26 protein-coding genes are annotated in these 25,108 nt (G+C 69.5%); 21 read left to right on the top strand and 5 right to left on the bottom strand.

Translation table 11 applies throughout. The features are described from left to right. Window positions 1-166: 166 nt before the first annotated feature. Window positions 167-973, top strand: a complete 807-nt coding sequence (locus AB0B96_RS18290; protein WP_362900018.1) for a helix-turn-helix domain-containing protein — start codon at window positions 167-169, stop codon at window positions 971-973. A gap of 114 nt (window positions 974-1,087) precedes the next feature. Next, window positions 1,088-1,435 (top strand): VOC family protein, encoded by a 348-nt coding sequence (locus tag AB0B96_RS18285; protein WP_362900016.1) that lies wholly within the window; start codon window positions 1,088-1,090, stop codon window positions 1,433-1,435. A gap of 136 nt (window positions 1,436-1,571) precedes the next feature. On the opposite strand, the gene hypF is transcribed toward AB0B96_RS18285, so the two are convergent. Next, a complete protein-coding gene (hypF, locus tag AB0B96_RS18280; RefSeq protein ID WP_362900014.1) occupies window positions 1,572-3,995 on the bottom strand; it encodes a carbamoyltransferase HypF in 2,424 nt (807 codons plus the stop codon). A gap of 325 nt (window positions 3,996-4,320) precedes the next feature. On the opposite strand from hypF, the gene AB0B96_RS18275 reads away from it, so the two are divergent. The 14 genes from AB0B96_RS18275 to hypE all read left to right on the top strand — a co-directional run bounded on the left by AB0B96_RS18275 (window position 4,321) and on the right by hypE (window position 16,302). Beyond that, the gene (locus tag AB0B96_RS18275; RefSeq protein WP_362900012.1) at window positions 4,321-4,998 is read left to right on the top strand and encodes a phosphoheptose isomerase; all 678 of its coding nucleotides are present in this window, start codon (window positions 4,321-4,323) and stop codon (window positions 4,996-4,998) included. After that, window positions 4,995-5,288 (top strand): HypC/HybG/HupF family hydrogenase formation chaperone, encoded by a 294-nt coding sequence (locus AB0B96_RS18270; protein WP_362900010.1) that lies wholly within the window; start codon window positions 4,995-4,997, stop codon window positions 5,286-5,288. The genes AB0B96_RS18275 and AB0B96_RS18270 overlap by 4 nt, the downstream gene beginning before the upstream one ends. Next, window positions 5,275-6,009, top strand: coding sequence for an SIS domain-containing protein (locus AB0B96_RS18265; RefSeq protein ID WP_362900008.1), 735 nt, complete (start codon window positions 5,275-5,277; stop codon window positions 6,007-6,009). The genes AB0B96_RS18270 and AB0B96_RS18265 overlap by 14 nt, the downstream gene beginning before the upstream one ends. A 91-nt stretch (window positions 6,010-6,100) precedes the next feature. Beyond that, window positions 6,101-7,177: a hydrogenase expression protein HypE gene (locus AB0B96_RS18260; RefSeq protein WP_362900006.1), complete on the top strand. Its 1,077-nt coding sequence runs from the start codon at window positions 6,101-6,103 to the stop codon at window positions 7,175-7,177. Window position 7,178: 1 nt separating this feature from the next. Then, window positions 7,179-8,960 (top strand): nickel-dependent hydrogenase large subunit, encoded by a 1,782-nt coding sequence (locus AB0B96_RS18255; protein ID WP_362900004.1) that lies wholly within the window; start codon window positions 7,179-7,181, stop codon window positions 8,958-8,960. Window positions 8,961-8,999: 39 nt separating this feature from the next. Further along, window positions 9,000-9,764, top strand: coding sequence for a NifU family protein (locus AB0B96_RS18250; RefSeq protein ID WP_362900002.1), 765 nt, complete (start codon window positions 9,000-9,002; stop codon window positions 9,762-9,764). Then, a complete protein-coding gene (locus tag AB0B96_RS18245; RefSeq protein WP_362900000.1) occupies window positions 9,761-10,468 on the top strand; it encodes a DUF5947 family protein in 708 nt (235 codons plus the stop codon). Before AB0B96_RS18250 ends, AB0B96_RS18245 begins: the two co-directional genes overlap by 4 nt. Then, window positions 10,461-11,093, top strand: a complete 633-nt coding sequence (locus tag AB0B96_RS18240) for a DUF6084 family protein (protein WP_362899998.1) — start codon at window positions 10,461-10,463, stop codon at window positions 11,091-11,093. Before AB0B96_RS18245 ends, AB0B96_RS18240 begins: the two co-directional genes overlap by 8 nt. Next, entirely contained in the window at window positions 11,090-12,529 is a 1,440-nt protein-coding gene (locus AB0B96_RS18235; RefSeq protein WP_362899996.1) for a hypothetical protein, read from the top strand. The genes AB0B96_RS18240 and AB0B96_RS18235 overlap by 4 nt, the downstream gene beginning before the upstream one ends. Then, window positions 12,526-13,029 carry a hydrogenase maturation protease gene (locus tag AB0B96_RS18230; RefSeq protein ID WP_362899994.1) on the top strand — a complete coding sequence of 168 codons (504 nt, stop codon included), beginning with the start codon at window positions 12,526-12,528 and terminating at the stop codon, window positions 13,027-13,029. Before AB0B96_RS18235 ends, AB0B96_RS18230 begins: the two co-directional genes overlap by 4 nt. A 237-nt stretch (window positions 13,030-13,266) precedes the next feature. Beyond that, window positions 13,267-13,665, top strand: a complete 399-nt coding sequence (locus AB0B96_RS18225; protein ID WP_362899992.1) for a hydrogenase maturation nickel metallochaperone HypA — start codon at window positions 13,267-13,269, stop codon at window positions 13,663-13,665. A 7-nt stretch (window positions 13,666-13,672) separates the two neighbouring features. After that, the gene (locus AB0B96_RS18220; protein WP_362899990.1) at window positions 13,673-13,891 is read left to right on the top strand and encodes a HypC/HybG/HupF family hydrogenase formation chaperone; all 219 of its coding nucleotides are present in this window, start codon (window positions 13,673-13,675) and stop codon (window positions 13,889-13,891) included. 6 nt (window positions 13,892-13,897) lie between these two features. Beyond that, window positions 13,898-15,025 (top strand): hydrogenase formation protein HypD, encoded by a 1,128-nt coding sequence (hypD, locus tag AB0B96_RS18215; protein ID WP_362899988.1) that lies wholly within the window; start codon window positions 13,898-13,900, stop codon window positions 15,023-15,025. Beyond that, window positions 15,022-16,302, top strand: a complete 1,281-nt coding sequence (hypE, locus tag AB0B96_RS18210) for a hydrogenase expression/formation protein HypE (protein WP_362899986.1) — start codon at window positions 15,022-15,024, stop codon at window positions 16,300-16,302. The genes hypD and hypE overlap by 4 nt, the downstream gene beginning before the upstream one ends. A gap of 14 nt (window positions 16,303-16,316) precedes the next feature. On the opposite strand, the gene purU is transcribed toward hypE, so the two are convergent. Beyond that, entirely contained in the window at window positions 16,317-17,171 is an 855-nt protein-coding gene (gene purU, locus AB0B96_RS18205) for a formyltetrahydrofolate deformylase (protein ID WP_350949462.1), read from the bottom strand. Between the two features lie 294 nt (window positions 17,172-17,465). Here purU and AB0B96_RS18200 point away from each other — a divergent pair, with 294 nt between their 5' ends. Next, the gene (locus AB0B96_RS18200; RefSeq protein WP_362899984.1) at window positions 17,466-17,969 is read left to right on the top strand and encodes an NUDIX domain-containing protein; all 504 of its coding nucleotides are present in this window, start codon (window positions 17,466-17,468) and stop codon (window positions 17,967-17,969) included. Between the two features lie 289 nt (window positions 17,970-18,258). Here AB0B96_RS18200 and AB0B96_RS18195 read toward each other — a convergent pair whose 3' ends face one another. Continuing rightward, window positions 18,259-18,753 carry a GNAT family N-acetyltransferase gene (locus AB0B96_RS18195; RefSeq protein WP_350949460.1) on the bottom strand — a complete coding sequence of 165 codons (495 nt, stop codon included), beginning with the start codon at window positions 18,751-18,753 and terminating at the stop codon, window positions 18,259-18,261. Next, window positions 18,750-20,291 (bottom strand): XRE family transcriptional regulator, encoded by a 1,542-nt coding sequence (locus AB0B96_RS18190; protein WP_362899981.1) that lies wholly within the window; start codon window positions 20,289-20,291, stop codon window positions 18,750-18,752. The genes AB0B96_RS18195 and AB0B96_RS18190 overlap by 4 nt, the downstream gene beginning before the upstream one ends. Window positions 20,292-20,663: 372 nt before the next feature. On the opposite strand from AB0B96_RS18190, the gene AB0B96_RS18185 reads away from it, so the two are divergent. From AB0B96_RS18185 to AB0B96_RS18170, 4 genes are all read left to right on the top strand, one after another. Beyond that, window positions 20,664-20,948, top strand: coding sequence for a hypothetical protein (locus AB0B96_RS18185; RefSeq protein WP_362514799.1), 285 nt, complete (start codon window positions 20,664-20,666; stop codon window positions 20,946-20,948). Window positions 20,949-21,428: 480 nt separating this feature from the next. Beyond that, a complete protein-coding gene (locus tag AB0B96_RS18180) occupies window positions 21,429-22,496 on the top strand; it encodes a mechanosensitive ion channel domain-containing protein (protein ID WP_362899979.1) in 1,068 nt (355 codons plus the stop codon). Window positions 22,497-22,516: 20 nt separating this feature from the next. Beyond that, entirely contained in the window at window positions 22,517-22,915 is a 399-nt protein-coding gene (locus tag AB0B96_RS18175) for a globin (protein WP_350949457.1), read from the top strand. Between the two features lie 55 nt (window positions 22,916-22,970). Further along, window positions 22,971-24,512, top strand: coding sequence for a glycoside hydrolase family 13 protein (locus AB0B96_RS18170; protein ID WP_362899977.1), 1,542 nt, complete (start codon window positions 22,971-22,973; stop codon window positions 24,510-24,512). A gap of 41 nt (window positions 24,513-24,553) precedes the next feature. Here the strand turns inward: AB0B96_RS18170 and AB0B96_RS18165 are convergent, their stop codons facing one another. Continuing rightward, the gene (locus tag AB0B96_RS18165; RefSeq protein ID WP_362899975.1) at window positions 24,554-24,994 is read right to left on the bottom strand and encodes a thioesterase family protein; all 441 of its coding nucleotides are present in this window, start codon (window positions 24,992-24,994) and stop codon (window positions 24,554-24,556) included. Between the last annotated feature and the right edge of the window lie 114 nt (window positions 24,995-25,108).

Genomic DNA, 25,108 nt, shown 5'->3' with positions numbered 1-25,108 from the left:
CCATGGTCGGGGCACGGTCAGGGCCGCACGGCCGGGGACCGCACAGTCAGGGCCGTGCGGTCAGGGCCGCACGGATGGGGCCGTATGGACGGCGCGGCTGAACCGTCGGGGCGGCGGCCATGATCGGGGCTGCCGGACTGTCGGGGGCGGCGGTTATGGTCGAGGCGTGAACGACGCGGCGGTGACCGAGGGCCTGGCCTTCACCGAGAGTGAGCCGGGAGCCTTCCTGCGGCCCTACGTCACGCACCTGTCGGCCTACACCGAGCGTTACGCCGATCCCATGCCCCGGCGGCAGCCGCCGTTCGCCGGGGTCGTCATGATCTTCGGGTTCGGTGCGCCGCTGACGCTGGACGGCCCGGAGGGCGCCCAGCGGCTGGCCTCGTTCGCCGGTGGCCTGCATGACACCTACGTCGACACCACCACGACCGGGATCTCCGAGGGGGTGCAGGTCAACCTCACACCGCTCGGGGCCAGGCGGCTGCTCGGGATGCCCCTGCGGGAGCTGGCCAACCGGGTGGTTCCGCTGGAGGAGGTTCTCGGGGGGTGGGCCACGGCCACGGTCGAGCGACTGGCGGAGGCTCCCGACGGGGCCGTCAGGATCGCTCTGCTGGACGAGGCGCTCAGCACGCGCATCGGCGACGCACCGCTGCCCGACCGCCGTGTCGGCTGGGCGTGGCAGCGGCTGGTCGCCACCCGGGGCACCATGTCCGTGGCCTCGATAGCCGCCGAGCTGGGATGGAGCCACCGCCACCTCGTCTCCCGCTTCCACGACCAGATCGGGCTGGCGCCGAAGGCCGCGGCCAGGGTGCTGCGCTTCGAGCACGCCTCCGGCCGCCTGAGGTCCGGCATGTCGCCGGCCGACACCGCCGCCGTCTGCGGCTACTACGACCAGGCTCACATGAACCGCGAGTTCAGGGCCATGGCGGGCGTCACTCCCCGCGGTCTGGCGTCTCCCCCTCGCGCCATCGGGTGATCAAGAACCTTGGGCGCGACCTCCCTTGGGGGGGAGGTCCACAGGTCAGATTTTTCCAAGCCCTGACGCTCCCGCCGGTGACATCGTGGTGATCACTACATGGGAGGAGAGAACATGCGAACGGTGTATCCACTGGTCCGTTACCGCGACGCGGGCAAGGCCGTCGAGTGGCTGGTCCAGGCGTTCGGTTTCGAGGTCCACGAGCTCCACACAACCGCCGACGGGGGCGTCGGTCACGGGGAGCTGATCGCCGGCACCGGAATGATCATGACGAGTCCGGGCGAGCCGGGAGGGCCGGGAGTCTACGTCGCCGTGGACGACCCCGACGCCCACCACGCCAGGGCCGTCGTGGCCGGGGCGGAGGTCACCATGGAACTGGCCGACAAGGACTACGGCTCCCGCGATTACGCCTGCAAGGATCTGGAGGGCAACATCTGGTACTTCGGCACGTACCGGCCCTGATACGACGATCCCGGCGCGGCGGTCCATGCCCCACGACCGCGCGCCCGGCGGTCCGGGCCCGGTAGCAGCGTGCCCCGGCTGTCCAGGCCCGGTGACGGCGCGCCCGGTGGTCCGGGCCCGGTGGCGGCGTGCCCGCTCAAAAAAGGCCGAGGGTGTCGCGGGCCGCGGCCACGGCGGCCTGGCCGAAGCTGATGCCGCCGTCGTTCGGAGGGACGGTTCGGTGGGTCAGGACCCGCAGCCCGCGTAGCCGGAGGGCGGTGACGAGACCGTCCAGCAGCAGCCGGTTCTGGAAGACCCCACCCGACAGGGCGACCGTACCGATGCCCGTGTCCTCGCGCAGCCGCGCGCACACCCGTGCGGCAGCGGCGGCGAGGCCGTTGTGGAAACGGGCCGCGACGAGCGCCGGAACCGCCCCGGCGCGCGTGCCCTCCACGACCGCGCGGACGAGGTCCGCGGCCAGGATCGTCAGAAGCGGCCCGTCGTCGACGATCCTGGCCCAATAGGCGCCCTTCTCCACGGGGTCGGCACACTGCTCCAGGGCGATCGCGGCCTGCCCCTCGTATCCGGCGGTGTCGCGGAGCCCGAGGATCGCCGCCACCGCGTCGAACAGGCGTCCGGCGCTGGAGGTGAGGGGGGAGTTCGTCCCGGACTCGGCCACCGCGACCACCTCGTCCCAGCGCGGGCCGTGGCGGACCCTGACCGGCAGGTCCTCGGGGAGCGCGTCACCGTAGGCCGCGCGCAGGTGCGCGGCCGCCATCCGCCAGGGCTGCCTGATCGCCGCGGTGCCACCGGGCATCGGCACCGGCGCCAGGCGCCCGGCACGGGTGAAGCCCGCCAGGTCGGCCACCAGGAACTCACCGCCCCAGATGGTGCCGTCGGTGCCGTAGCCGAGACCGTCGAAGGCCACCCCGATGACCGGGCCGCGCTCCCGGTTGTCGGCCAGGCAGGAGGCGATGTGCGCGTGGTGGTGCTGCACGCCGGTCAGGTCCACCGACCCGGGCACCTCCAGGTCGAGGGCGTACTTCGTGGACAGGTACTCGGGATGCAGGTCGTGGGCGACGAGCGCCGGGGTGATGCCGAGCAGGCGCCGGAGGTGCTCGATCCCCTCGGTGAAGGAGCACAGCGTCTCGTGGTTCTCCAGGTCGCCGATGTGGTGGGAGACGAAGGCGTGCTCCTGCCGCGCGAGGCAGAACGTGCTTTTCAGCTCGGCGCCACAGGCGAGTACCGCCCGGCGGGCGGGCGGTGAGAGCCGCAGGGGCTCCGGGGCGTACCCCCGGGACCTGCGCAGCGGCACCGCGCCCCCTCCTACGGCGAGGAACACCGAGTCGTCGGCGCGGGCGTGGATCGGCCGGTCGTGGGTGAGGAAGGCGTCCGCGACCCCGGCGAGCCGGGTGAGCGCGTCGTCGTCGCGGTAGGCGATGGGCTCGTCGGAGAGGTTTCCGCTGGTGAGAACGTACGGGCGGGCGAGTTCGGCGGCGAGCAGGTGGTGTACCGGCGTGTACGGCAGCATGAGACCGAGGCGGCGGTCGCCCGGCGCGACCGCTTCGGCCACCGCGCCTCCTGGGCGGCGAGGCAGCAGCACGATCGGACGCCGGGAACCGGTGAGCAGCCGCTCGCCCTCGGCGTCCAGCTCGCACAGCGCCCGCGCGGTGCGCAGGTCGGGGACCATGACCGCGAACGGCCTCTCCTCGCGGCGCTTACGGGAGCGCAGGGTCCGGGTGGCCTCCTCGTCGGTGGCGTCGACCGCCAGGTGATACCCGCCGAGTCCTTTGACGGCCAGGACGCCTCCCGCTCGCAGCACCCGCACCGCCGCCACGATCGGATCGACGCCGTCGTCCGGCCTCTTACCGGGATGCCCGGTACCCGGTCCGTGGACATGCGAGCCGCCGTTCGGACCAGGGGGATCCGGGCCGTCACCGGAATCACCGCCGCCCGGATCACGAGCGTGCGAGGCGCCGCGAAGACCACCGTCCAGGAGGCGGAGGACCGGGCCGCAGGCCGGGCAGCAGATCGGCTGGGCGTGGAACCGGCGGTCCGACGGGTCGAGGTACTCCCTCTCGCACTCCCCGCACATGGCGAACCCGGCCATCGTGGTGGCGGCTCGGTCGTAGGGGACATCCCGGATGATGGTGAACCTCGGCCCGCAGTTGGTGCAGTTGACGAAGGGGTGGCGGTGACGCCGGTCGGCGGGGTCGAACAGTTCGGACAGGCAGTCATCACATGTCGCGACATCAGGTGGGACAAGGGTGAACCGGTGGTTCCCCTCTCGGCTGGCCACGATGCGAAACCCCCGGTCCCCGCGTACCGGTATCTCGGTGGCCGTCAGACGGTCGATCGCCGCCAGCGGCGGGGCCTGGTCCCGCAGGCCCTTCCGGAAGCGCTCGAGGTCACCGGGCTCCCCCTCGACCTCGACGAACACACCCCGGTCGTCGTTGCCCACCCACCCGGACAGGTTCAGGCGCCGGGCGAGTAGGTGGACGTGGGGGCGAAATCCCACCCCCTGCACGATTCCCTCGATCCTGATCCTGACCCTGACCCGTGTTCCCCGCCCCACGCCCATCCCGCCATCCTTCCCGTCCCCACGGGAATGCCTCCGGGGCTCGCATGATCTGGACGGGAAGGTTACGTGGATGATCAGAGCTTTGCCGTTGGTTGTCGAGCCGGGGGTGTCGGGGCTGAAACGGCCAATCGTAATGTGGCGACTACCGTGAGAAATACGGAGCGTCGACATGCCTGGCACACCGAGTACGCGAACAACGCCTCTCTCACCACCGGTGGTCATACCGGTTACGGAGTCGACGGTGATCGCCGCCTTCGCGCGACGGGGTCACGCCGGGCGCGCTCTGACGGGTGAGGTGGAACGTGTCGCGTGCGCCGCTCGCGCCATGGCCTCGAGGTTTCGTCTCGGCGGCAAGCTGATCGTGTTCGGCGACGCGAGCGCGGACGCCGCGCACATCGCGGTCGAGTTCATGCACCCGGTCATCGTGGGCAAGAGGGCACTCCCCGCCGTGGCGCTGAGCGGCGACATCGCGACGGCCGACCCGACGAACGACGCGGGCCGCGAGAACGACGGAGATCGTGGGAAAGGCGTGGCCGGAGGCGGGGAGAACGGAGACCACCGACAGAGCGGGGACGGCCGGAAAGGCGGGGGCGGCGACGAGGTCTTCGCCCACCAGGTGCGCCACTGGGCGGACCCCGCCGACACAGCCCTGGGGATCTTCCGCGACGGCCGATGTCCGAGCGTTCTGCGAGGTCTGGAGGCCGCCGGGGAGCTCGGCCTGCTGACCATCGCCCTGGCCGGAGCCCTGGCCGGCGGCGGTGAGGGCGACACTCCGGGTCGCGGGGCGACGGGCCACTTCCCGACCGGGCCCATCACGGGCGAGCACACCCCGGGCGGGCGCGCCACGACCGGTCGCCTTCCGGCCGACCACATCCTGGTCGCCGCGTCCGACGAGCCGGCCGTGGTCAAGGAGGTCCACGTCACCACCTACCACCTGCTGTGGGAGCTGGTTCATGTGTTCCTCGACCGGCTCGGTCCGCCCGCGCGAGGGGCGGACCGGTGAACGGGCCCGAGGACTGCACCGACGGTGTCTGCGTCACCTGTTCCGACCAGGCACTGCCGATGAGCGTGGTCAGGCTGCTTGAGGGGGACCTGGCGATCGTCGACGCGGGCGGGGTCCTCGAAGAAGTGAGCGTGGCGCTGGTCGACCCCGCGGTGGGCGACACCGTCCTCGTCCACGCCAGGGAGGCCATCGCCGTCGTCGCGCGCGGAAGCGCCAGGAAGAGCGACGAGGAGATCTCCGAGGAAGGCGACGACGGCGCCGAGGAGGAGGACGGCGATGAGCGCGCTTGACGAAACGCCCGCGGAGGGCGTGCGCGAGCTGTACCCCTTCCTTTACGACCACCCCGAGCACGACGAGCACCTCGGCCGGGCCGATCTCGGCACGACGGAGGTGCAGGCGGAGGCGATGCGATCGGCCGTGGAGAAGACCGGCGAGATCGTACGGCTGCGCGAGCGGATGGGCGCGGAGTCGGCGGCGGAGCTCGCGGCGTGCGCCGAGGAGATGGCCGCGCGGTTCGTCGCGGGCGGGCGGCTGTTCAGCTTCGGCAACGGCGGGAGCAGCACCGACGCCCAGGAGGTCGCCACCGCCTTCCTGCGGCCCTGCCGCGGCCCGGCCCTGCCCGCCCTCTGCCTGACCGCCGACGTCGCCGTGGTCACCGCGCTCTCCAACGACGTCGGCTTCGAGGTGGTCTTCGCCAGGCAGCTCGCGGCGCTGGGCCGTCCGGGGGACATCGTCGTCGGACTGTCCACGAGCGGCGGGTCGGCCAACGTCGTCCGGGCGTTCGAGGAGGCGGCCCACCGGGGCATGCTCACCGTCGGGCTGGCCGGAGGCGGGGGCGGCAGGCTGGCCGAACTGTCCGAGCGGGGCGTCCTGGACCACCTGTTCGTCGTCCCCTCCTCCTCGGTGCACCGGATCCAGGAGACGCAGACCACCCTCTACCACGTCCTTCGGGAACTGACCTGGCACGCGCTCGGATCGGCGCCGATACCGCGAGCGCACAGCCCGGGGTGAGCCCGGCAGCCCGGGCGCACAACCCGGGTGAGGAGAACCCCGCCCCCTCCCCCTTCACGTTCCGCAGACATCACGAGGAGTGGGAGGCGTCATGGCAGCGCCGACGGACACAGCGAGCGGCAGAGCTCGGGAGCAAGAGGAGCCCGTCGTCCACATACTGTGGATCAACGCCGGGCTGAGCTGCGACGGCGACTCGGTCTCGCTCACCGCGGCGACCCAGCCGAGCATCGAGGAGATCGTGCTCGGCGCGCTTCCCGGGCTTCCCAAGGTGGCCGTGCACTGGCCGCTCATCGACTTCGAGTCCGGGCCGACGCAGGGCGCCGACGCCTTCATCGACTGGTTCTTCAAGGCCAAGCGTGGTGAGCTGGACCCGTTCGTCCTGGTCGTCGAGGGCTCGATCCCGAACGAGACGATCAAGCAGGAGGGCTACTGGTCCGGGTTCGGCAACGACCCCGAGACCGGCCAGCCCATCACGACCAGCGAGTGGCTGGACCTGCTCGCGCCCAAGGCGACCGCGATCGTCTGCGCGGGAACCTGCTCGGCGTACGGCGGCATCCACGCCATGGCGGGGAACCCGACCGGGGCCATGGGCGTCGCCGACTATCTGGGCTGGGACTGGAGGTCCAAGGCGGGGCTGCCGATCGTCAACGTGCCGGGCTGCCCGGTGCAGCCGGACAACCTCTCCGAGACGCTCCTCTACCTGCTCTACCAGGTCGCCGGGCAGGCACCGATGATCCCGCTCGACGAGGCGTTGCGCCCGACGTGGCTGTTCACCCAGACCGTCCACGAGGGGTGCGACCGGGCGGGCTACTACGAGCAGGGCCAGTTCACCACCGAGTACGGCTCCCCGAGGTGCCTGGTCAAGATCGGCTGCTGGGGGCCGGTCGTCCGGTGCAACGTCCCCAAGCGCGGCTGGATGAACGGGATCGGCGGCTGCCCGAACGTCGGGGGCATCTGTATCGCCTGCACGATGCCGGGTTTCCCCGACAAGTTCATGCCCTTCATGGACGAACCGCCCGGCGCGCACATCTCCTCGACGGTGAGCGGCGCGTACGGGACCGTCGTCCGCGCGCTGCGCGGCGTCACCCTGCGAACCGTCGACAAGGAACCCAAATGGCGCCGCAAGGGGCGCGAGTTGCTGACCGGCTACAAGGCGCCCTGGAGCTGACATGACGACCTCGGAGCAGAACCCCGACCTCGTGGAGATGGCCTGGGATCCCATCACCAGGATCGTCGGGAGTCTCGGCATCTACTGCAAGATCGACTTCAAGAACCGGCGGATCGCCGAGTGTCACAGCACCTCGTCGATCTTCCGTGGCTACAGCATCTTCATGAAGGGCAAGGATCCGCGCGACGCCCACTTCATCACCAGCCGCATCTGCGGGATCTGCGGCGACAACCACGCCACCTGCTCGGTCTACGCGCAGAACATGGCGTACGGGGTGCGGCCTCCCGCCCTGGCCGAGTGGATCGTCAACCTGGGCGAGGCCGCCGAGTACATGTTCGACCACAACCTCTACCAGGAGAACCTGGTGGGGGTCGACTACTGCGAGAAGATGGTCCGCGAGACCAATCCCGGGGTGCTGGCGATGGCCGAGCGCACCGAGGCCCCGCACGCGGGCGACCACGGCTACCGCACCATCGCCGACATCATGCGGTCGCTGAACCCGCTGGAGGGCGAGTTCTACCGCGAGGCGCTCGCGGTGAGCCGCCTCACCCGCGAGATGTTCTGCCTCATGGAGGGCAGGCACGTACACCCCTCGACGCTCTATCCGGGCGGGGTGGGCACGGTCGCGACGGTGCAGCTGTTCACCGACTACCTGTCCCGGCTGATGCGCTACGTCGAGTTCATGAAACGGGTCGTACCCATGCACGACGACCTGTTCGACTTCTTCTACCAGGCGCTGCCCGGCTACGAGGAGGTCGGCCGCAGGCGGGTGCTGCTCGGTTGCTGGGGAAGCTTCCAGAACCCCGAGCACTGCGACTTCACCTACCGCAACATGAGCGACTGGGGCCGCGAGATGTACGTCACGCCGGGGGTGATCGTCGACGGCAGGCTGGTCACCAACGACCTGGTCGACATCAACCTCGGCATCCGGATCCTGCTGGGCAGCTCCTACTACGACGACTGGCAGGACCGGGAGCCGTTCGTCACCCACGACCCGCTGGGCAACCCGGTCGACATCCGGCACCCGTGGAACCAGCACACCATCCCACACCCGCAGAAACGCGACTTCGACGACAGATACAGCTGGGTCATGTCGCCCCGCTGGTTCGACGGGGAGGACGCGCTCGCGCTCGACACCGGCGGCGGGCCCATCGCCAGGCTCTGGTCGACGGCGCTGTCCGGCAGGGTCGACATCGGCTACGTCAGAGCGACCGGCCACAGCGTGCTGATCAACCTGCCACGGACGGCGCTGAGGCCGGAGAAGACGTTCGAGTGGAAGATTCCCGAGTTCAAGGGGCAGCCGCTGTCCAACGCCCTGGAACGCAACCGGGCCCGCACCTACTTCCAGGCCTACGCGGCGGCGTGCGCGCTCTACTTCGTCGAGCGGGGCCTGGCCGAGGTGCGGGCGGGCCGTACCCAGACCTGGGAGCCGTTCACGGTTCCCGACGAGGCGATCAGCTGCGGTTTCACCGAGGCCGTGCGGGGCGTGCTCTCCCACCACATGGTGATCAGAGACGGGAAGATCGCCAACTACCATCCGTACCCGCCGACGCCCTGGAACGCGAGCGTCCGCGACGTGCACGGCACGCCGGGGCCGTACGAGGACGCGGTGCAGAACACTCCGATCTTCGAGGAGAACCCGCCCGCGGACTTCAAGGGCATCGACATCATGCGTACCGTGCGGAGCTTCGATCCGTGCCTGCCGTGCGGGGTGCACATGTACCTCGGCGGCGGCGAGGAGCTGCGCAGGGTGCACACTCCCCACGCCTTCGGCGCCTCGTGAACCGACCGCTTCCCGGCACAGGAGAGGGGACCCGAGCCGATGCCGCGAACCCATGACGTCCAGGCGACGGGCGATCGTGTCGAGGCGCTCATCGCCGACCTCGGCGCGCTGAGCGACGCCGTGACGCGCGCCAAGGCCGAGGACCTCGTACGTGCCCTCGTCGAGCTGTACGGCGCCGGTCTGGAACGCGTCGTCGAGATCGTCACCGAGACCGGGGCCGCCGAGGTGCTGGGCCGCATGGTCGGCGACCCGCTCGTGTCCGGGCTGCTGGTGCTGCACGACCTGCACCCGCTGAGCACGGCCGAACGCGTCCGCGACGCGCTGGAGCGCGTACGGCCCCACCTGGGGTCGCACGAGGGTGGTGTGGAACTGCTCGGCGTGGGCGAGGACGGGATCGTGCGGCTCCGTCTGGAGGGCGCCTGTCGCGGCTGCCCGTCCTCGCTGCTCACCGTGACCGACGCCATCGAACGAGCAATCGCCCAGGCGGCGCCCGAGGTGTCGGGGGTGGAGGTCGAGGGGGTGAGCGACGGGCGGCAGGGGCTGCTGCAGATCCAGCGCCGCGCGCCCGGCCCGTGCCCGGTTCCGGAGCGGGCTCCGGACTCCGCGCCGGCCCCGGGAGCGGCGCGAGGACCAGGAGCGACGCTAGGGCCAGGAGCGACGCTAGGGCCAGGAGCGACGCTAGGGCCAGGAGCAGCGCGAGGACCGGGAGCGGCGCCGAGGTCAGGGCCGGGACCGGCCGCTGATCCGGGGCGGGAGCCAGGACCAGGGTCACCGCAGACGGCGAAGCCGGAGCCGGTGTCGTGACGGCCACCGGGCTGCGCAGGTTCCGCGAGCCGCCCCGGACGGACCGGTCCGCCTGGTCGCCGACGACACCCGCGACACCGGCCACACCAGCAACGCCGACGACACCGACACCGACGACGCTGTGCGAGTTGTGCGCGACCCCCGCGGGCGAGGAGCACGGCCACCTCGTGAATGTCGAGAGCCGAGCGCTGCTGTGCGCCTGCCGGGCCTGCTACCTGCTGTTCACCCGCGACACGGACGGCCGGGCACGCTACCGGGCCGTCCCGCGACGCTACCTCCACGCCCCGCGTTTCCTGTTGAGCGCGGCCGACTGGGACGAGATGCAGATCCCGGTCCGCACGGCCTTCTTCTTCCACAACTCCGCGATGGACCGGACCGTGGCGTTCTATCCGAGCCCGGCCGGAGCCACCGAGTCGCTGCTGCCGTTGGAGACGTGGCGGCGCGTCCTGGCGAACAACCCGGAGATGGCCGACGTCCGGCCCGACGTGGAGGCACTCCTGGTGGACCGCCGTCCCGACGGCGGTTTCGCCTGCCATCTGGTGCCGATCGACACCTGCTACGCGTTGGTCGGCCTGGTGCGGATGCACTGGAAGGGCTTCGACGGCGGCGAGGAGGCGCGGGAGGCGATCAACGGTTTCTTCGCCGACCTGCGCGGACGCGGCCGCACCGTACCGCCCCTCCGAGGTGGTGAGGGCGGTGGATGAGCTCACGTTCGACTGCGTGGGCGTGCGGGCGGAGGCGTACGCGGCCTTCCCGACGCTCGTCTTCCGGTTGCGCGTCACCGCCCCCGCTCCCTCGGGGGTGCACACCGTCGCGCTGGGCTGCCAGATCCGGGTGGAGCCCCACCTGCGGCGCCACGGCGCCGGCGAGGCGGAGCTGCTCGGCGACCTGTTCGGTGACCCGGCGCGCTGGGGCGACACGCTGAAGCCCCTGCGGTTCGCCGACGTCTCCGTCATGGTCCCGGCGTTCACCGGGAGCACCGAGATCGACGTGCCGGTGCCGTGCGGCTACGACCTTGAGGTGTCGGCGGGCCGGTATTTCGCCGCCCTGGAGGACGGCGAGATCCCGATGCTCATGCTCTTCCACGGCACGGTGTTCGCCAGGGCACGAGACGGCTTCTCGGTGAGCCAGGTGCCGTGGCATCGCGAGGCCCGCTGCCGGTTGCCGGTGGCGGTGTGGCGGGAGCTGATGGACCGCTACTTCCCGGACTCGGGGTGGCTGCGGTTGCGTCGCGGCACGCTACGGGAACTCAGCAGGTTCAAGTCCGGGCGCGCCCTGGCGACCTGGGACGAGACCCTGGAACTACTGCTCAAGGAGACGCGGCGATGAGCGTTCCGATGGACATCGCGCGGCGGGTGGCGGACGCGGTGCTGTACGAGGGCTACCTTCTCTACCCCTATCGCGCCTCGGCGCCCAAGAACCAGGTGCGCTGGCAGTTCGGGGTGCTCGTCCCTCCGGGGTTCACCGCGACCGCCGAGTATCCGTACAACGTGACCGAATGCCTCCTCGAAGGGGCCGCGTACGCCGTCGCGCACCTGAACCTGCGCTTCCTGCACCTGAGGACACGCGGCGTCGAGCGCGCCGAGGACGACGGCTACTGGCCGGTCCAGCAGTTGCGGAACGGCCACCGGACCTACCTCGCCTTCGACGAGGCGACCGAGCGGGAGACGGAGGTGACACTCCCCATCGCCGGTCTGCTCGACGCCCCAGAGCGGGTCATCGAGGTACGGATTCCCGGAGACCGCGTGGTCGAGCCGATCGTGGCGCCGTCCGGAGAGGTGATAGGGCGCCTCGTCTCCGAGCACCTGCCGCTGAACGCGGCGCTCAGGGTCTCCGCCGAGTTGGTACCGGGCCCCTACGACCTGGTCAAGCTGCGCGTCCGGGTGGAGAACACCGACCCCTGGAAACCGCTGGGCGCGCCGCGCGAGCAGGCGCTGCGGCACTCGCTGATCTCGGCGCACCTGCTCATCGCGGTGACCGCCGGAGCCTTCGTCTCCCTGCTCGACCCGCCGAACTGGGCCCGGCCCGCCGTGGAGACCTGCCGCAACGAGCACACCTGGCCGGTACTCGTGGGCGAGCCGGGCCATCGGGACGTGGTGCTGTCCTCTCCGATCATCCTCTACGACCACCCGGACATCGCGCCGGAGAGCCCCGGGCCGCTGTTCGACTCCACGGAGATCGACGAGATGCTCCACCTGCGCACCCTCACCCTCACCGACTCGGAGGCTCGGGAGGCCCGGGAGACCGACCCCCGGGTGGCCGAGCTCATCGACATGGTCGGCAACATGCCACCGGAGCTGCTGGAACGACTCCACGGCGCGATCCGTTCGGTGGAGGAGAACACCGACCCGCGCTCTCGGACGTCTCCGGAGATGTCCTCGTGCACGTCCTCACCGATGTCTCCGGCGAGTGAGGAGTCGTCCTGGGCCCTGGGGGAGAGGTCCGCCCCCCAGTGGGCTGAGGCTGCGGTCTCCCCGGAGGCCGACAGCGTGACGATTTCCGGGGTGGCCGTCTCCAGGGGCAGCAGGGTCAGGCTGGTTCCCGGCCGGCGACGCGCCGACGCCCACGACATGTTCCTCGCCGGCAGGACCGCGCACGTCGAGGCCGTGCTCCTCGATCTCGACGGCGCCCACCACCTGGCCGTCACCCTGGAGGAGGATCCGGGCGCTGACCTGCACCGATCGCACGGCCGCTTCCTCTACTTCGCCCCCGACGAGGTCGAGCCGCTCACGGACGACTCACCTGTGGGAGAGGTGGGCGCGTGAGGATCCTGGTGGCCGGTGTGGGAAACGTCTTCCTCGGCGACGACGGCTTCGGGGTGGCGGTGGCCGGACACCTGGCCCGCACCGACCTGCCCGATGAGGTCGAGGTCAGGGACTTCGGCATCCGAGGCGTCCACCTGGCGTACGAGCTGACCGGCGGCGGATACGACGTCACGATCCTGGTCGACGCGGTCTCCCGCGACGGGCCGCCCGGCACCCTGTACGTCCTCGAACCGTCGGCGGGCGACGTACCGCGATCCTTCGCCGACGCGCACTCGATGACGCCGGAGACCGTGCTCTCGCTGGTGGGCGTGCTCGGCGGCGAGGCCGGTCGCGTCCTGCTCGTCGGCTGCCAGCCCGCCGACACCTCGCCTGGCATGCGGCTCAGCCCTCCGGTCGCGGACGCCGTCGCCAGGGCGGCGGACCTGGTCGTCGAGCTCGCGGGGCAACAGATCGCGATGGCGCTCGCCACCGCGGTTCACGAGGAGGAACGGACATGCTGAAACGCCTGCTGGCCGGAGCGGTGCTGGTGGGGGTGGCCATACTGGTCTATCAGTCGCTCCCCGACATCAAGCGCTACCTGCGGATGCGGAACATGTAGCGGGCCCGCGCACTCCGGAGAGCCGTGGACGCGGGACGGGCCGTCCCGTACGACCGTCCGCGCCATTCGGGCGGCGGGCGGAACACATCGAGGTCACGGCCCGCCGGAACGGAAAAACCTACCGATGCAATGAGAAGGGATGACGATGCATGAATTCGGGATCGCCGAGGCGATCCTCACGGCGGTGGAGAACCGGGCGGACGGCAGGCGGGTGCGACGGGCGCGAGTCCGCGCGGGCGCCCTGCTCCGCCTCACGGAACCGGCCGTCAACCTGGCGTTCTCCTCGATCTCCGAGGGTTCCGTGGCCGAGGGCGCCCATGTGGAACTGGTCATCGTCCCGGTGAGGATGACCTGCCGTTCCTGCGGGAGCACGTCCACCTCCGTCGAGCCCTTCGCCCTCTGCGCGGGGTGCGGCGACACCGATATCGACACCGAGGGCGGCGAAGACCTCGTTCTCGAGTCCATCCAGCTGGCGGAGGTCTCTCATGTGCCTGGGAATTCCCGGCGAGATCGTGGAAATCCTGTCGGATCGTCCTGATCTGGCCATGGTCGACGTCTGCGGCGTCAAGCGCGCGATCAACATCGGCCTGCTTGAGGACGAGTGCGTCGCGCCCGGCGACTGGATCCTCATCCACGTCGGGTTCGCGCTGTCGAAGATCGACGAGGTGGAGGCGAGGGCCGCGCTCGACTTCCTCGAAAGCATCGGCCAGGCGTACGAGGACGAGATCGCGGCCCTCCGAGAATCCACGATCGAAGAGGGGTGAGGGCTGATGCGTTTCGTCGACGAGTACCGCGACGCCGAGAAGGCCCGGATGCTCGCCGCGCGGATCGCCGCGCTGTGCGAGCCCGGCCGCGACTACAAGTTCATGGAGGTGTGCGGCGGGCACACCCACACGATCTACAAGCACGGCCTGGAGGACTACCTGCCCGAGGCCGTCACCCTGGTGCACGGTCCCGGCTGCCCGGTCTGCGTCATCCCGATGGGAAGGGTGGACGACGCCGTCCACATCGCCGGACAGCCGGACGTGATCATGACGTCGTTCGGCGACATGATGCGGGTGCCGGGCGGGAACGGCTCGTTCCTCGACGCCAAGGCGCGGGGGGCCGACATCCGGATGGTGTACTCCCCGCTGGACGCCCTGAAGATCGCCCGGCAGAACCCGGAACGGCGCGTGGTCTTCATGGCCATCGGGTTCGAGACCACCGCGCCCTCGACGGCGATGACGGTCCTGCGTGCCGAGGCCGAGGGGATCGAGAACTTCTCGATCTTCTGCAACCACGTGACGATCATCCCCGCCATCAAGGCGATCCTGGACTCTCCCGACCTGCGCCTTGACGGGTTCATCGGGCCGGGCCACGTCTCGACCGTGATCGGCTGCCGGCCGTACGAGTTCGTCGCGCGTGCCTACGGAAAGCCCATGGTGGTCGCCGGTTTCGAGCCGTTGGACGTACTGCACACGGTCTACCGCATCCTTCTGCAACTGTCGGAAGGCCGCTTTGAGGTGGAGAACCAGTACTCCCGGGTGGTCCCGTGGGAGGGCAACCTCAAGGCCCTGCGCGTCATCGGCCAGGTGATGGAGCTGCGGCCGTACTTCGAATGGCGCGGGCTCGGCTTCATCTCGCAGTCGGCGCTCAGGGTCACCGAGCGGTACGCCGCCTTCGACGCCGAGCGGATCTTCCGGATTCCGGGCGGGAGGGTGGCCGATCCGAAGGCGTGCCAGTGCGGCGAGGTGCTCAAGGGAGTGCTCAAGCCCTGGGAGTGCAAGGTCTTCGGCACCGCGTGCACTCCGGAGACGCCGATCGGCACGTGCATGGTGTCGTCCGAGGGCGCCTGCGCGGCGTACTACAACTTCGGCCGGTTCTCGCGCGAGCGCGTCAGGGAGGCGACCCGGACGTGAACGACGGAAAAGGCGGCACCGGACGGGCCGAGGAGCACACCGTACGGGAGATGGATCCCCCGGGATCACTCGACGGGTTGCAGGCGCCGGGTCTGCGGGAGGAGACACCCGGCCGCGAACACGTACCGGACCTGAAGGACCCGAAGAAGGAGACGCGCGTCCGCGGACACGTACCGGACCTGAGTGACCCGAGGGAGGAGGCGCGCGTCCGGGAGCAGCGGGTGCTGGACCGGATCGAGCGGGTACGGCGACGCGGGGCGCGCGTCCGGGAGGACCGCGTCACCCTGGCGCACGGCGCGGGCGGCAAGGCCACCAGGACCCTGATCGAGGCGGTGTTCCTGGAGTCGTTCCGCAACCCGATGCTGGAGACCCTGGAGGACGGCGCGGTCACCGACGGGCTCGCCCTCACCACCGACGCGTTCGTGGTCACGCCGCTGTTCTTCCCCGGCGGCGACATCGGCGACCTCGCGGTCAACGGCACCGTCAACGACCTGGCCATGTGCGGTGCCCGCCCCCGCTACCTGTCGGCCGGATTCATCCTGGAAGAGGGATTTCCGGTGGCCGACCTGCGGCGCGTCACCGCCTCGATGGCCGAGGCGGCGCGGGCGGCGGGCGTGTGGATCGTCACCGGTGACACCAAGGTCGTGGAGAGGGGCAAGGCGGACGGCTGCTACATCACCACCTCCGGCATCGGGACGCTTGAGCGGCCCGTCCGGCTGAGTGCCGCCTCCGCGCGGCCGGGAGACGCGGTCATCGTGTCCGGGCCGATCGGCGAGCACGGGATCACCATCATGCTCGCCCGGGGAGAACTCGACATCGAGGCCGACCTGTGTTCCGACACCGCTCCGCTCAACGCCCTCGTCGACCTGCTGCTGGACGCCTGCGACAGCGACGGGGGCGGCGCGGTGCGCTGCCTGCGCGACGCGACCAGGGGCGGGGTCGCGACGATCGTCAACGAGATAGCGGAGTCCTCGCGGGTCGCCGTCGTCCTCGACGAGGACGCGGTGCCGGTCCGCCCCGCCGTACGGGGGGCGTGCGAACTGCTGGGGATCGACCCGCTCTACGTCGCCTGCGAGGGCCGGATGGTCGCGGTGGTGGCCGGGGATTCCGCGGAGACGGCCCTGGCCGCCCTTCGTTCCCACCCGCTCGGCTCCGACGCGGCGATCATCGGGCGGATCGCCGACGATCCGCCGGGGCTGGTCCTGCTCAGGACCGCCTTCGGCGGCACCCGCATCGTCGACCTGCTGGTCGGCGACCCGCTACCGAGAATCTGCTGACCGGGAGCGGTTGGCTAGCGGGGAAAGACGATCGTCTTGTGACCGTCGAGCAGGACACGCTGCTGGGTGTGCCAGCGGACGGCCCGCGCCAGGGCCTGGCACTCGACGTCACGGCCGATGGCGGCGAGGTCGTCCGCGGAGTGGGTGTGGTTGACCCGGGCGACCTCCTGCTCGATGATCGGGCCCTCGTCAAGGTCGGCGGTCACGTAGTGCGCGGTCGCGCCGATCAGCTTCACGCCGCGGGAGTGCGCCTGGTGGTAGGGCTTGGCGCCCTTGAACGACGGCAGGAACGAGTGGTGAATGTTGATCACATTGCCCGCGAGCTTGACGCAGAGGTCTTCCGACAGCACCTGCATGTAGCGGGCGAGCACCACCAGGTCGGCCCGGTAGTGGTCGACCAGGGTGAGGACCTCCGCCTCCTGCCTGGGCTTGGTCTCGGGGGTGACCGGCAGGTGGTGGTAGTCGATGCCGTACGACTGGGTCAGCGGCCGCAGGTCCGGGTGGTTGGAGACGACCGCGACGATCTCGATGTCGAGCAGGCCCGAGCGCGTCCGGTACAGAAGATCGTTCAGGCAGTGGCCGAACTTGCTCACCATCACCAGCACGCGCGGCTTGACGGAGACGTCGCGCAGCTTGAAATCCATGCCGAACTCGGGGGCGAGCGCGGCGAAGGCCTCGCGCAGCTCCCCGTCGGACAGCGGAGAGGCGAACTGCACCCGCATGAAGAACCGCTCGGCCACGGCGTCACCGAACTGCTGGCTCTCGATGATGTTGCATCCCCGCCCGGCGAGGAGGCCGGAGACCGCGGCCACCACTCCCGGACGGTCCGGGCAGGACAGCGTCAACACAAACTCGGCCCTGGAACTCATGCCTTCACCTTTGAGCTTGAGAGGTCGGATCGTACGGTGCTTCCACCTGACCTGGGCAGGGTACAGCGAATCCCACCGCCGCATCCGGCCGTCCGGCACGTGGCGGGCCACGAGACCCCAAGGCCACCACAGACCCCCGGAACCACCACAACCACGCGATCTCGCTCTGGTCGTCGGAGCACCCGGGGTCGGCCGACATCGCCCGGAGTCAAGAAAGCCATCCGGAACCGTCCGAGGCGCTGATCCGCTGGGCGAACGGGGTGCTATCGTCCCCACCCTATGGACCCCCACCCTATGGAGACCCCAGACCTCGCGGACACCCCGGATACCACGGACATCGCGGACACCCCTCAGCCGAGCGGCAGGCCCGCGACCCGGGTGATCTGTGTGGACGGGGCAGGCCGGGTGCTTCTCATGCACTGGCGCGACCCCGTCGGCGGCCAGACCCTCTGGGAACCGCCGGGCGGCGGGATCGACCCGGGCGAGACCCCTCTGCAGGCCGCGCGGCGCGAACTCACCGAGGAGACGGGGCTGCCGGGCGAGGCGGTGCTGAACCTGTGGGTGCCGGTACGCAGGGAGTTCCGCTGGATCGGGGTCGACTACGCCAAGACGGAGCGGTTCTATCTGGCGAGGTTCGAGGGCACTCCCGAGGTGAGCGCCGGGGCGTTCACCGCCGAGGAGCACATCACCTACCTCGGCTGCGACTGGTTCTCACCGGCGGAGATGGTCGATCTCCCCGGCTCCCTGGAGCCCCCTGACCTGCCAGAGGTCGTCTCCCGCCTCACACTGCTGGGGTGAACCGGTCATCAGCCGGAAAAGGGAACGAACAGCCGGACAAGAAAAGCCCGCGCGGCCCTCGATCTCTCGGACCGGGGGCCGCGACCGTTGGAGGATGATTCTCTCGGTGGGGAAGAATCTCATCCCTTGTGGATGGTGCCGGCAGCGCCACCCAGTCGCGACACGCCGGCTTTGTGGACAATGATCTTTTTCATCGCACTCACCAGGGAATGGTGGTAGGTACGAAAATAATTATTCGGATATTTCCGAAATAGGCAATACCAAACCGAAAGATATCCCTAAATATAGATCACTTAGTTAAAGAGGACATAGCGGCTATTAGGTCTTTTTCTCCGTAAATCACCACACACCCCCCTCGTTCTTCCCGGCGGACCTCGCGCCAGCCGAACTTGCGATAGAGCTCCATCGCCGCGAGTTGATTCATGGTGGTGTCACCGCGAAGACGCACATAACCGAGTTCGGTGGCTCGCGTCTCCAGCGCGAGCACCATCTGGGCGCCGAATCCGCGACGCTGGAACTCCGGATGGACCCGCATGCGGCACATCTCGGCGGTCTGGTCGTCGACACGACGCAGACCGCCCATCGTGATGACGCGCCCCTCGGGCGTCTCGCCCACGAGGAACTCACCCCGGTCGGCGAGATAGATCTCGTGGATCCTCGGGAAGTCGTCCTCGTAGTAGACGCCGTCCCCCGGCGCGAGACCGACCTGCGCGAGGCAGATCTGGTGAAGCGCCCATACGGACTCCAGGTCGGACCAGCGATAACGCCGAAGCCTCGGCTTCAAGTGCCACTCCTGTCGGTCACCGGATCCTCCGTCGACGTGCCGCGGCTGCGCAGCGACTCCATGTAGGTCTTGAGCTTGGGATGGCCGGGGACCTTCACCTCGACCTGCTTGCCCACCTCGTGGGCGCGTTGCATGAGGATGTCGGGCCGGCAACTCTCGTCGAGGCTCAGGACCGTACGGTGGGCGATCTCCAGCGCCTCGTCCACGTCACCCTCAAGGATCTTGCACTGGGCCCGGTCGAACTTGATGAAGGTCGGGTCGAGCCAGTCGGTCGGGCCGTACTTGGTGAGCGCCTGCTCCAGGATGAGATCGGCCTCCATCGCCTGCCCGAGCTTGACGAGCGCGTCTCCCTGGTGGAAGTAGAGCTGGCGCTCGGTGTAGCCGAAGGTCGAGTCGTCCTGCTCCGTGGCGGACATCTGGGAGAAGGCGGCCCTCGCCCTCGACAGCGCCCGCTTCGCCTGGTCGACCACGTCCTTCTTGCCCGAGCCCGACATCATCGCCAGCGCGCGGGCCTCGACCACCGGGGCCATGACCTGGGCCGCACAGGGCGTCTGCCCGGCCAGGTCCCTGCTCTTCTTGGCGAGGTTGAGGGCCTCGCGCGGGTCGCCGTAGTAGAGGGGGACCAGAGCCTCCCTCGCCGTGACCCACGCCCTCAGCGCCCGGTCGCCGGTCTCGTCCGCCGCGGTCCTGCCGGTCCTGAAGAAGGACCGCGCGAGCCGGTGGTCGCCAAGATTGATCATGATCATGCCGCTCAGACCGGCGAGTTTCGCCGCCATGCGGCACAGCCGTTCTTGCAGGTCGACCGGCTGGTGCCGCTCCATCGCCTTGCGCACCGCGGCGAATTCGAGCATCACGTCGCACAGCAGCCTGAGCGGGGGGGTGTTCATGTACTGGCGGCCGAAGCCGATGGTGGATTCCTCCCACTGATCGAGCATCGCGGGCGAGACGGTGGCCGAAACCAGCGTGTCGTCCATCCGCCGACGCATGCTTTCCACCGATCCGAGCACCTGCCCGTCCAGCGCGATACCGCTGCCGGCCAGAAGCTGTAAGAGCGTCCTCCGTAGCACGTTCTCGTCCTCCTCACCCCCGTCCGCGGGAGGGTCGGCGCCGATCGGCTGGATCAGCAGCTCACGCGGACCAGGGGAAGTGTCGGGTCTTCCATCCTGGAGATCACCTCGCACGACACCGGGCATCTTGTGGCCGTGGCCACAGATGCACGGGCCGTCGTACCCGAGGGAGGGGGGCTCGACCCGGTAGGCGGAGCACAGGTAGTGCAGGTATTCGGGACCGGGTCGCTTCAACCCGCTCTCGTACGCGGACAGGAGCGTCTCACCGATGCCGGGAGCCGCCTTACCGTCGCGTTCGAACAGCGCCCGTATCTGTTCGATGACGTCCGCGAGAGCGACGCCGTGCGCGAGGCGGTGACCTTTTATCCGAGTGGTCCCGAATTGCGAACTACACTTTTCATATATTTCCTCGGCTATCTGCGCCGAGGACTTCCCGGCCGCCAGGCCACGGGCCCGGACCTGCCTCGCCAACTCTGTCTCCCTGTGCTGCCTGCCGGACATACCGGCCCCTCTCTCGTGACCAGCTGGGCTGGCTGGCACACTGGTCCCGACCGGATCCCCATCTCCCTTGACGCAGTGTGATCTTCCGGTCGCACTGCGCCTACCGAGAATGATGGACCACGTTTGACTCATCCGGAACACGCTAATAAAGCCGCTGGCTAAGAATCGTCCTCCGAAGGACTGTTTCTTTCAACCCACTTGGCACATCGCCCACCCTGAACAGGGTTTTCCCTGAATTGACCCGTAGGGCCGCTGTGAGTCATCTTTGGCGGGCAGCACCGGAAGCGTGATCGGACGAACACGATTCGGTGCCGGCCATCCGAGAGCACGAGGAGGGACGAGGTGGGTGAAGACGATTTCCAGCACCTTGAGCGGCTGGTGACGGAGCTTGACTGTCGCGGGCTGCACGCCCGCGTGGTGCGGACCCACTCGGGCCGTGCGTTCGTGCGTGTGATCAATCCGAAGGCGACCAGCCTGGCGGAGAACGTCACCTGCAGGGCGCAGGCCACCCCCAGCCATCGGGACTGGTACTACTGGTGGTCCTGGGGCGAACGAATGCACACGGTGGAGGACCCCGCCGGTGCCGCGACCAAGGTCGCACGCGTGCTAGCCGCGGTAGGAGAGTGAGGTGAGCGGCACAACGGGCGTTCATCCGCCCGGTGTGCCGCGCCTACCGCGGCCCGACGGAGCCGGCGGGGTGATCCGGTGCGGAGCGTCTTCGGACGCTGGACACCCCGCCGGCTCCGAATCGTCAGGCCCGCACCCGCGGGCCGCCGTTCCACGAGAACTTCCACGAAAAACGCGGAGGCTCCCCGTGAGCCGAAGCCCACGAACCGCTGCAAAGCACAGGCTGCCGTCCGGTCTCTCGTCCGGACGGTGACCGGAGGGATCCCTTTCGGGAACGGCACGGGACACGCTTCCGGGTGCGTGCCCCGTGCCGGGTCACCCCGTCACCAGGGGCATCCTGGTCCGCCTCCGCGGCTCCAGACCAGGATGTCCCCGTCTTCCCCGGCGTGATGTGACGGAGACCGGTTCGATCGGCAAGATGGGTGGGTTGCATGACTCACTCGGTCAGCCTGTCGATCCGATCCGAAAGGGATCCACTCCGTGTTCCTGCTGTCCCCCACGCCCGTTCCTACTCCCACCCCCAGCTTCACCCCCACTCCCAGCTTCACCCCGACACCCAGCGTCACCCCGACCTCGGGTCCGGAAGCCGTCGTCGAGGACCTCCTCGACGTGAGTGCGGGATTTACAAAAGGGTGCGGAGACGGTGGGGGAGTAATCTGCGACTTTGTGAAGATGCTCATCCCCGCGTCCGTCGACTGGGTGGCCCCCGTGATCGCGTGGCTGGTGGCCATCGTCCTGGTCGTGGCCATCGCGCTCATCCTGCGCAACCTGTCGCACCGGCTGATCGGCCGGATCGTGCGCCGGGCGTCCGCCGAGCGCACCTCCCTGGCGGGACGGCTGCGCGGCAGGGAGACGGTCGCCCCCGAGGGCCTCGACGCGATCGTGGCCGAACGGCGCAGGCAGCGGGCCGAGACCATCGGCTCGGTGCTCAGGCACGTCGCCTCGATCATCATCCTGGGCACCGCCGCGCTCACCGTTCTCGACCGCCTCTCCATCCCCATCGCCCCCCTGCTGACCAGCGTCGGCATCCTGGGCGTCGCGATCGGCTTCGGCGCCCAGGAGCTCGTCAAGGACTTCATCGCCGGCATGTTCATGCTCCTGGAGGACCAGTACGGCGTGGGTGACGTGATCGACACGGGCACCGCGGTCGGCACCGTCGAGGCGGTCACCCTGCGCATCACCCGCCTGCGCGACAGCGACGGCCGCGTCTGGTACATCCGCAACGGCACGATCACCCGCGTCGGCAACGAGTCCCAGGGCTGGGCCCGCGCCACGGTCGACGTGCCGGTGGCGTACGCCTCGGAGATCCCCGTGGTCCGCGACCTGCTCAAGGAGGTCGTCGACGAGATGTGGAACGAGCCCGCCTTCCGCGACAGCGTCATCGTCGAGGAGCCCCAGGTCTGGGGCATCGAGCAGATCTCCGACACCGCGGTCATCTTCCGGGTCAGCGCCAAGACCCTCCCCTCCCGGCAGGGCGAGGTCGCCCGCGAGCTCCGCCTGCGGATCAAGTTCGCCCTCGACCGCGCCGGCATCACGATCGCCTCCTGACGTCAATTAGGCTGGATGACGTGTCCGCTACCCCCGAGGAATCCCAGTCCTTCTACGACGCCGTTGGCGGCGAGGAGGCCTTCAGGCGTCTGGTGCACCGCTTCTACCAGGGAGTGGTCACCGACCCGATCCTCCTGCCGCTGTATCCCGAGGAAGACCTCGAAGGCGCCGAGGAGCGGCTCAGGCTCTTCCTCATCCAATACTGGGGCGGTCCCAACACGTACGGCATGCAGCGGGGCCACCCCCGGCTGCGGATGCGGCACAACCCGTTCGTCATCCGCTCGGCCGAGCGCGACGCCTGGCTCCGCCACATGCACGACGCGGTGGTCTCCCTCCAGCTCCCCGACGAGCTGGAGAAACGCCTCTGGGACTATCTCGTGTACGCGGCGCACAGCATGGTAAACACCCCCGACGTATAAACCACCGTAAGGTCGGGGTCTGCCACGCATAAACCCCACCGGCCTGGGGCAACCCATGCACATGGAAACCCCCTGGTGGCGTGATGCCGTCGTCTACGAGATCTACGTTCGCAGCTTCGCCGACGCCTCCGGAGACGGCGTCGGCGATCTGCCCGGCATCCGGCAGCGCCTGCCGTATCTCGCCGAGCTCGGCGTGGACGCGATCTGGTTGACCCCCTTCTACCGCTCCCCGATGGCCGACGGCGGTTACGACGTGGCCGACTACCGCGACGTCGACCCGCTCTTCGGCACGCTCTCCGACTTCGACGAACTCGTCTCCGAGGCGCACCGGCTCGGGCTGCGGGTGATCGTCGACATCGTCCCGAACCACAGCTCCTCCGCCCACGAGTGGTTCCAGGCCGCCCTGCGAGGCGAGGGGCGCGACCGCTACATCTTCCAGGACGGCGGGGAGTCCCCTCCCAACAACTGGCAGTCGACCTTCAGCGGCCCCGCCTGGAGCAAGTCTCCCGACGGACAGTGGTATCTCCACCTCTTCGCCCCCGAACAGCCTGACTTCAACTGGCGCAATCCCGAGGTCCACTCCGAGTTCCTCGACGTGCTGCGGTTCTGGCTCGACCGCGGGGTGGACGGATTCAGGATCGACGTCGCGATGGGCCTGTACAAGGCCGAAGGGCTGCCGGACACCCCGCCGGAGGACCAGGCGTTCAAGGCCGAGTCGCCGATCTGGGGGCGGCCCGAGGTGCACGAGGTCTACCGCGACTGGCGCAAGGTCCTCGACTCCTACGAGGGCGAGCGGATGGCGATCGGCGAGGTCTGGACCGACTCCGCCGAGGATCTCGCCCTGTACGTCCGCCCCGACGAGCTGCACCAGAGCTTCAACTTCGCCTGGCTGGAAGCGCCCTGGTCAGGACCGGCGTTCAAGAAGATCATCGATGACACGCTCGCCGCGGTGACCGCCCCCACCTGGGTCCTTTCGAACCACGACGTGATCCGCCACGTGACCCGGTACGGCGACGGCCTCACCAACTCCACGACGGGCCTCGCCCGTGCCCGCGCGGCCCTGCTCGCGATGCTCGCCCTGCCGGGATCGGCATATCTCTACCAGGGGGAGGAACTCGGCCTCCCCGAGGTGAAGGATCTTCCCCCGGAGGCCCGCCAGGACCCGATCTTCGCCCGCTCCAAGGGCGAGCTGGCCGGCCGCGACGGCTGCCGGGTCCCCATCCCCTGGTCCGGTGCGGCCGAGCCCTACGGCTTCTCCCCCGACGGAACACGGCCCTGGCTGCCACAGCCGGTCGAGTGGGCCGCACTCTCCGCCGAGCGCCAGTCGAACGACCCGGGCTCGACGCTCCACTTCTATCAGGAGGCCCTGCGCGCCCGCCGCGAGCTGCGCGGCACGCTGCCGGACGAGATCACCTGGCTGGACTCCCCCGAGGACGCCCTCATCTTCAGCCGGGGTCCGCTCACCTGCGTCATCAACTGCGGTTCCGAGCCGGTGCAACTGCCTCCGCACGACCGTGTCCTGATCGGCAGCGCCCCGGTGGAAGGTCACCTTCTCCTGCCGGACACCGCGGCCTGGCTGCACACTCCTGAGGCCTGACAGACCGCCTGCCACCGGCGGACGTCCGGTGGCAGGCGCCCTCAGCCCGTGACGAACCTGTCCAGGTAGGCGAGCTCGTCCTGGTTCAGCCGTCGGGGGGAGGCCTTCTCCACGTCGTAGGCCACGATCACCGAGCGGGCCCTGACGAAGATCTCCTCGTCGTCGAGGATCTCGTACACGAGGGTGAACCGCACCGGCCGGATCTCCGTCACCCATGACTCCACCCGGACCGGATCGGGGCGGAAGGTAAGGGGCCGCACATAGTCGACCTCGTGTCTGGCGATCACGAGCCCATTGAAGGGCTCGCGGCCCTCACGCCGGGGATCGACATGGAACAGCGCGAGCCGCGCGTCCTCCAGGTAGTCGAGAAACCGTACGTTGTTGACGTGTCCCAGCGAGTCGATGTCGGCGAACCTCACGGCCCTGGGGAACACATGCCGGTGGCCACGGCCGACGCCGTCCACGATGCTCTGTCCAAACACACCCAAAACCGTAGCGGGCCCCGACGCGCCGGCTTACGGCGGTACGTCGGAAGCCCGTCGGCACGGCGACACCGCATCCGTCGCGGGCGGGCCCGCGCCAGGTGCGACACCCCT

The sequence above is a fragment of the Streptosporangium sp. NPDC049046 genome (assembly GCF_040649155.1).
Classification (GTDB): Bacteria; Actinomycetota; Actinomycetes; order Streptosporangiales; family Streptosporangiaceae; genus Streptosporangium.
This window is presented reverse-complemented; position numbering and strand designations above follow the sequence as displayed.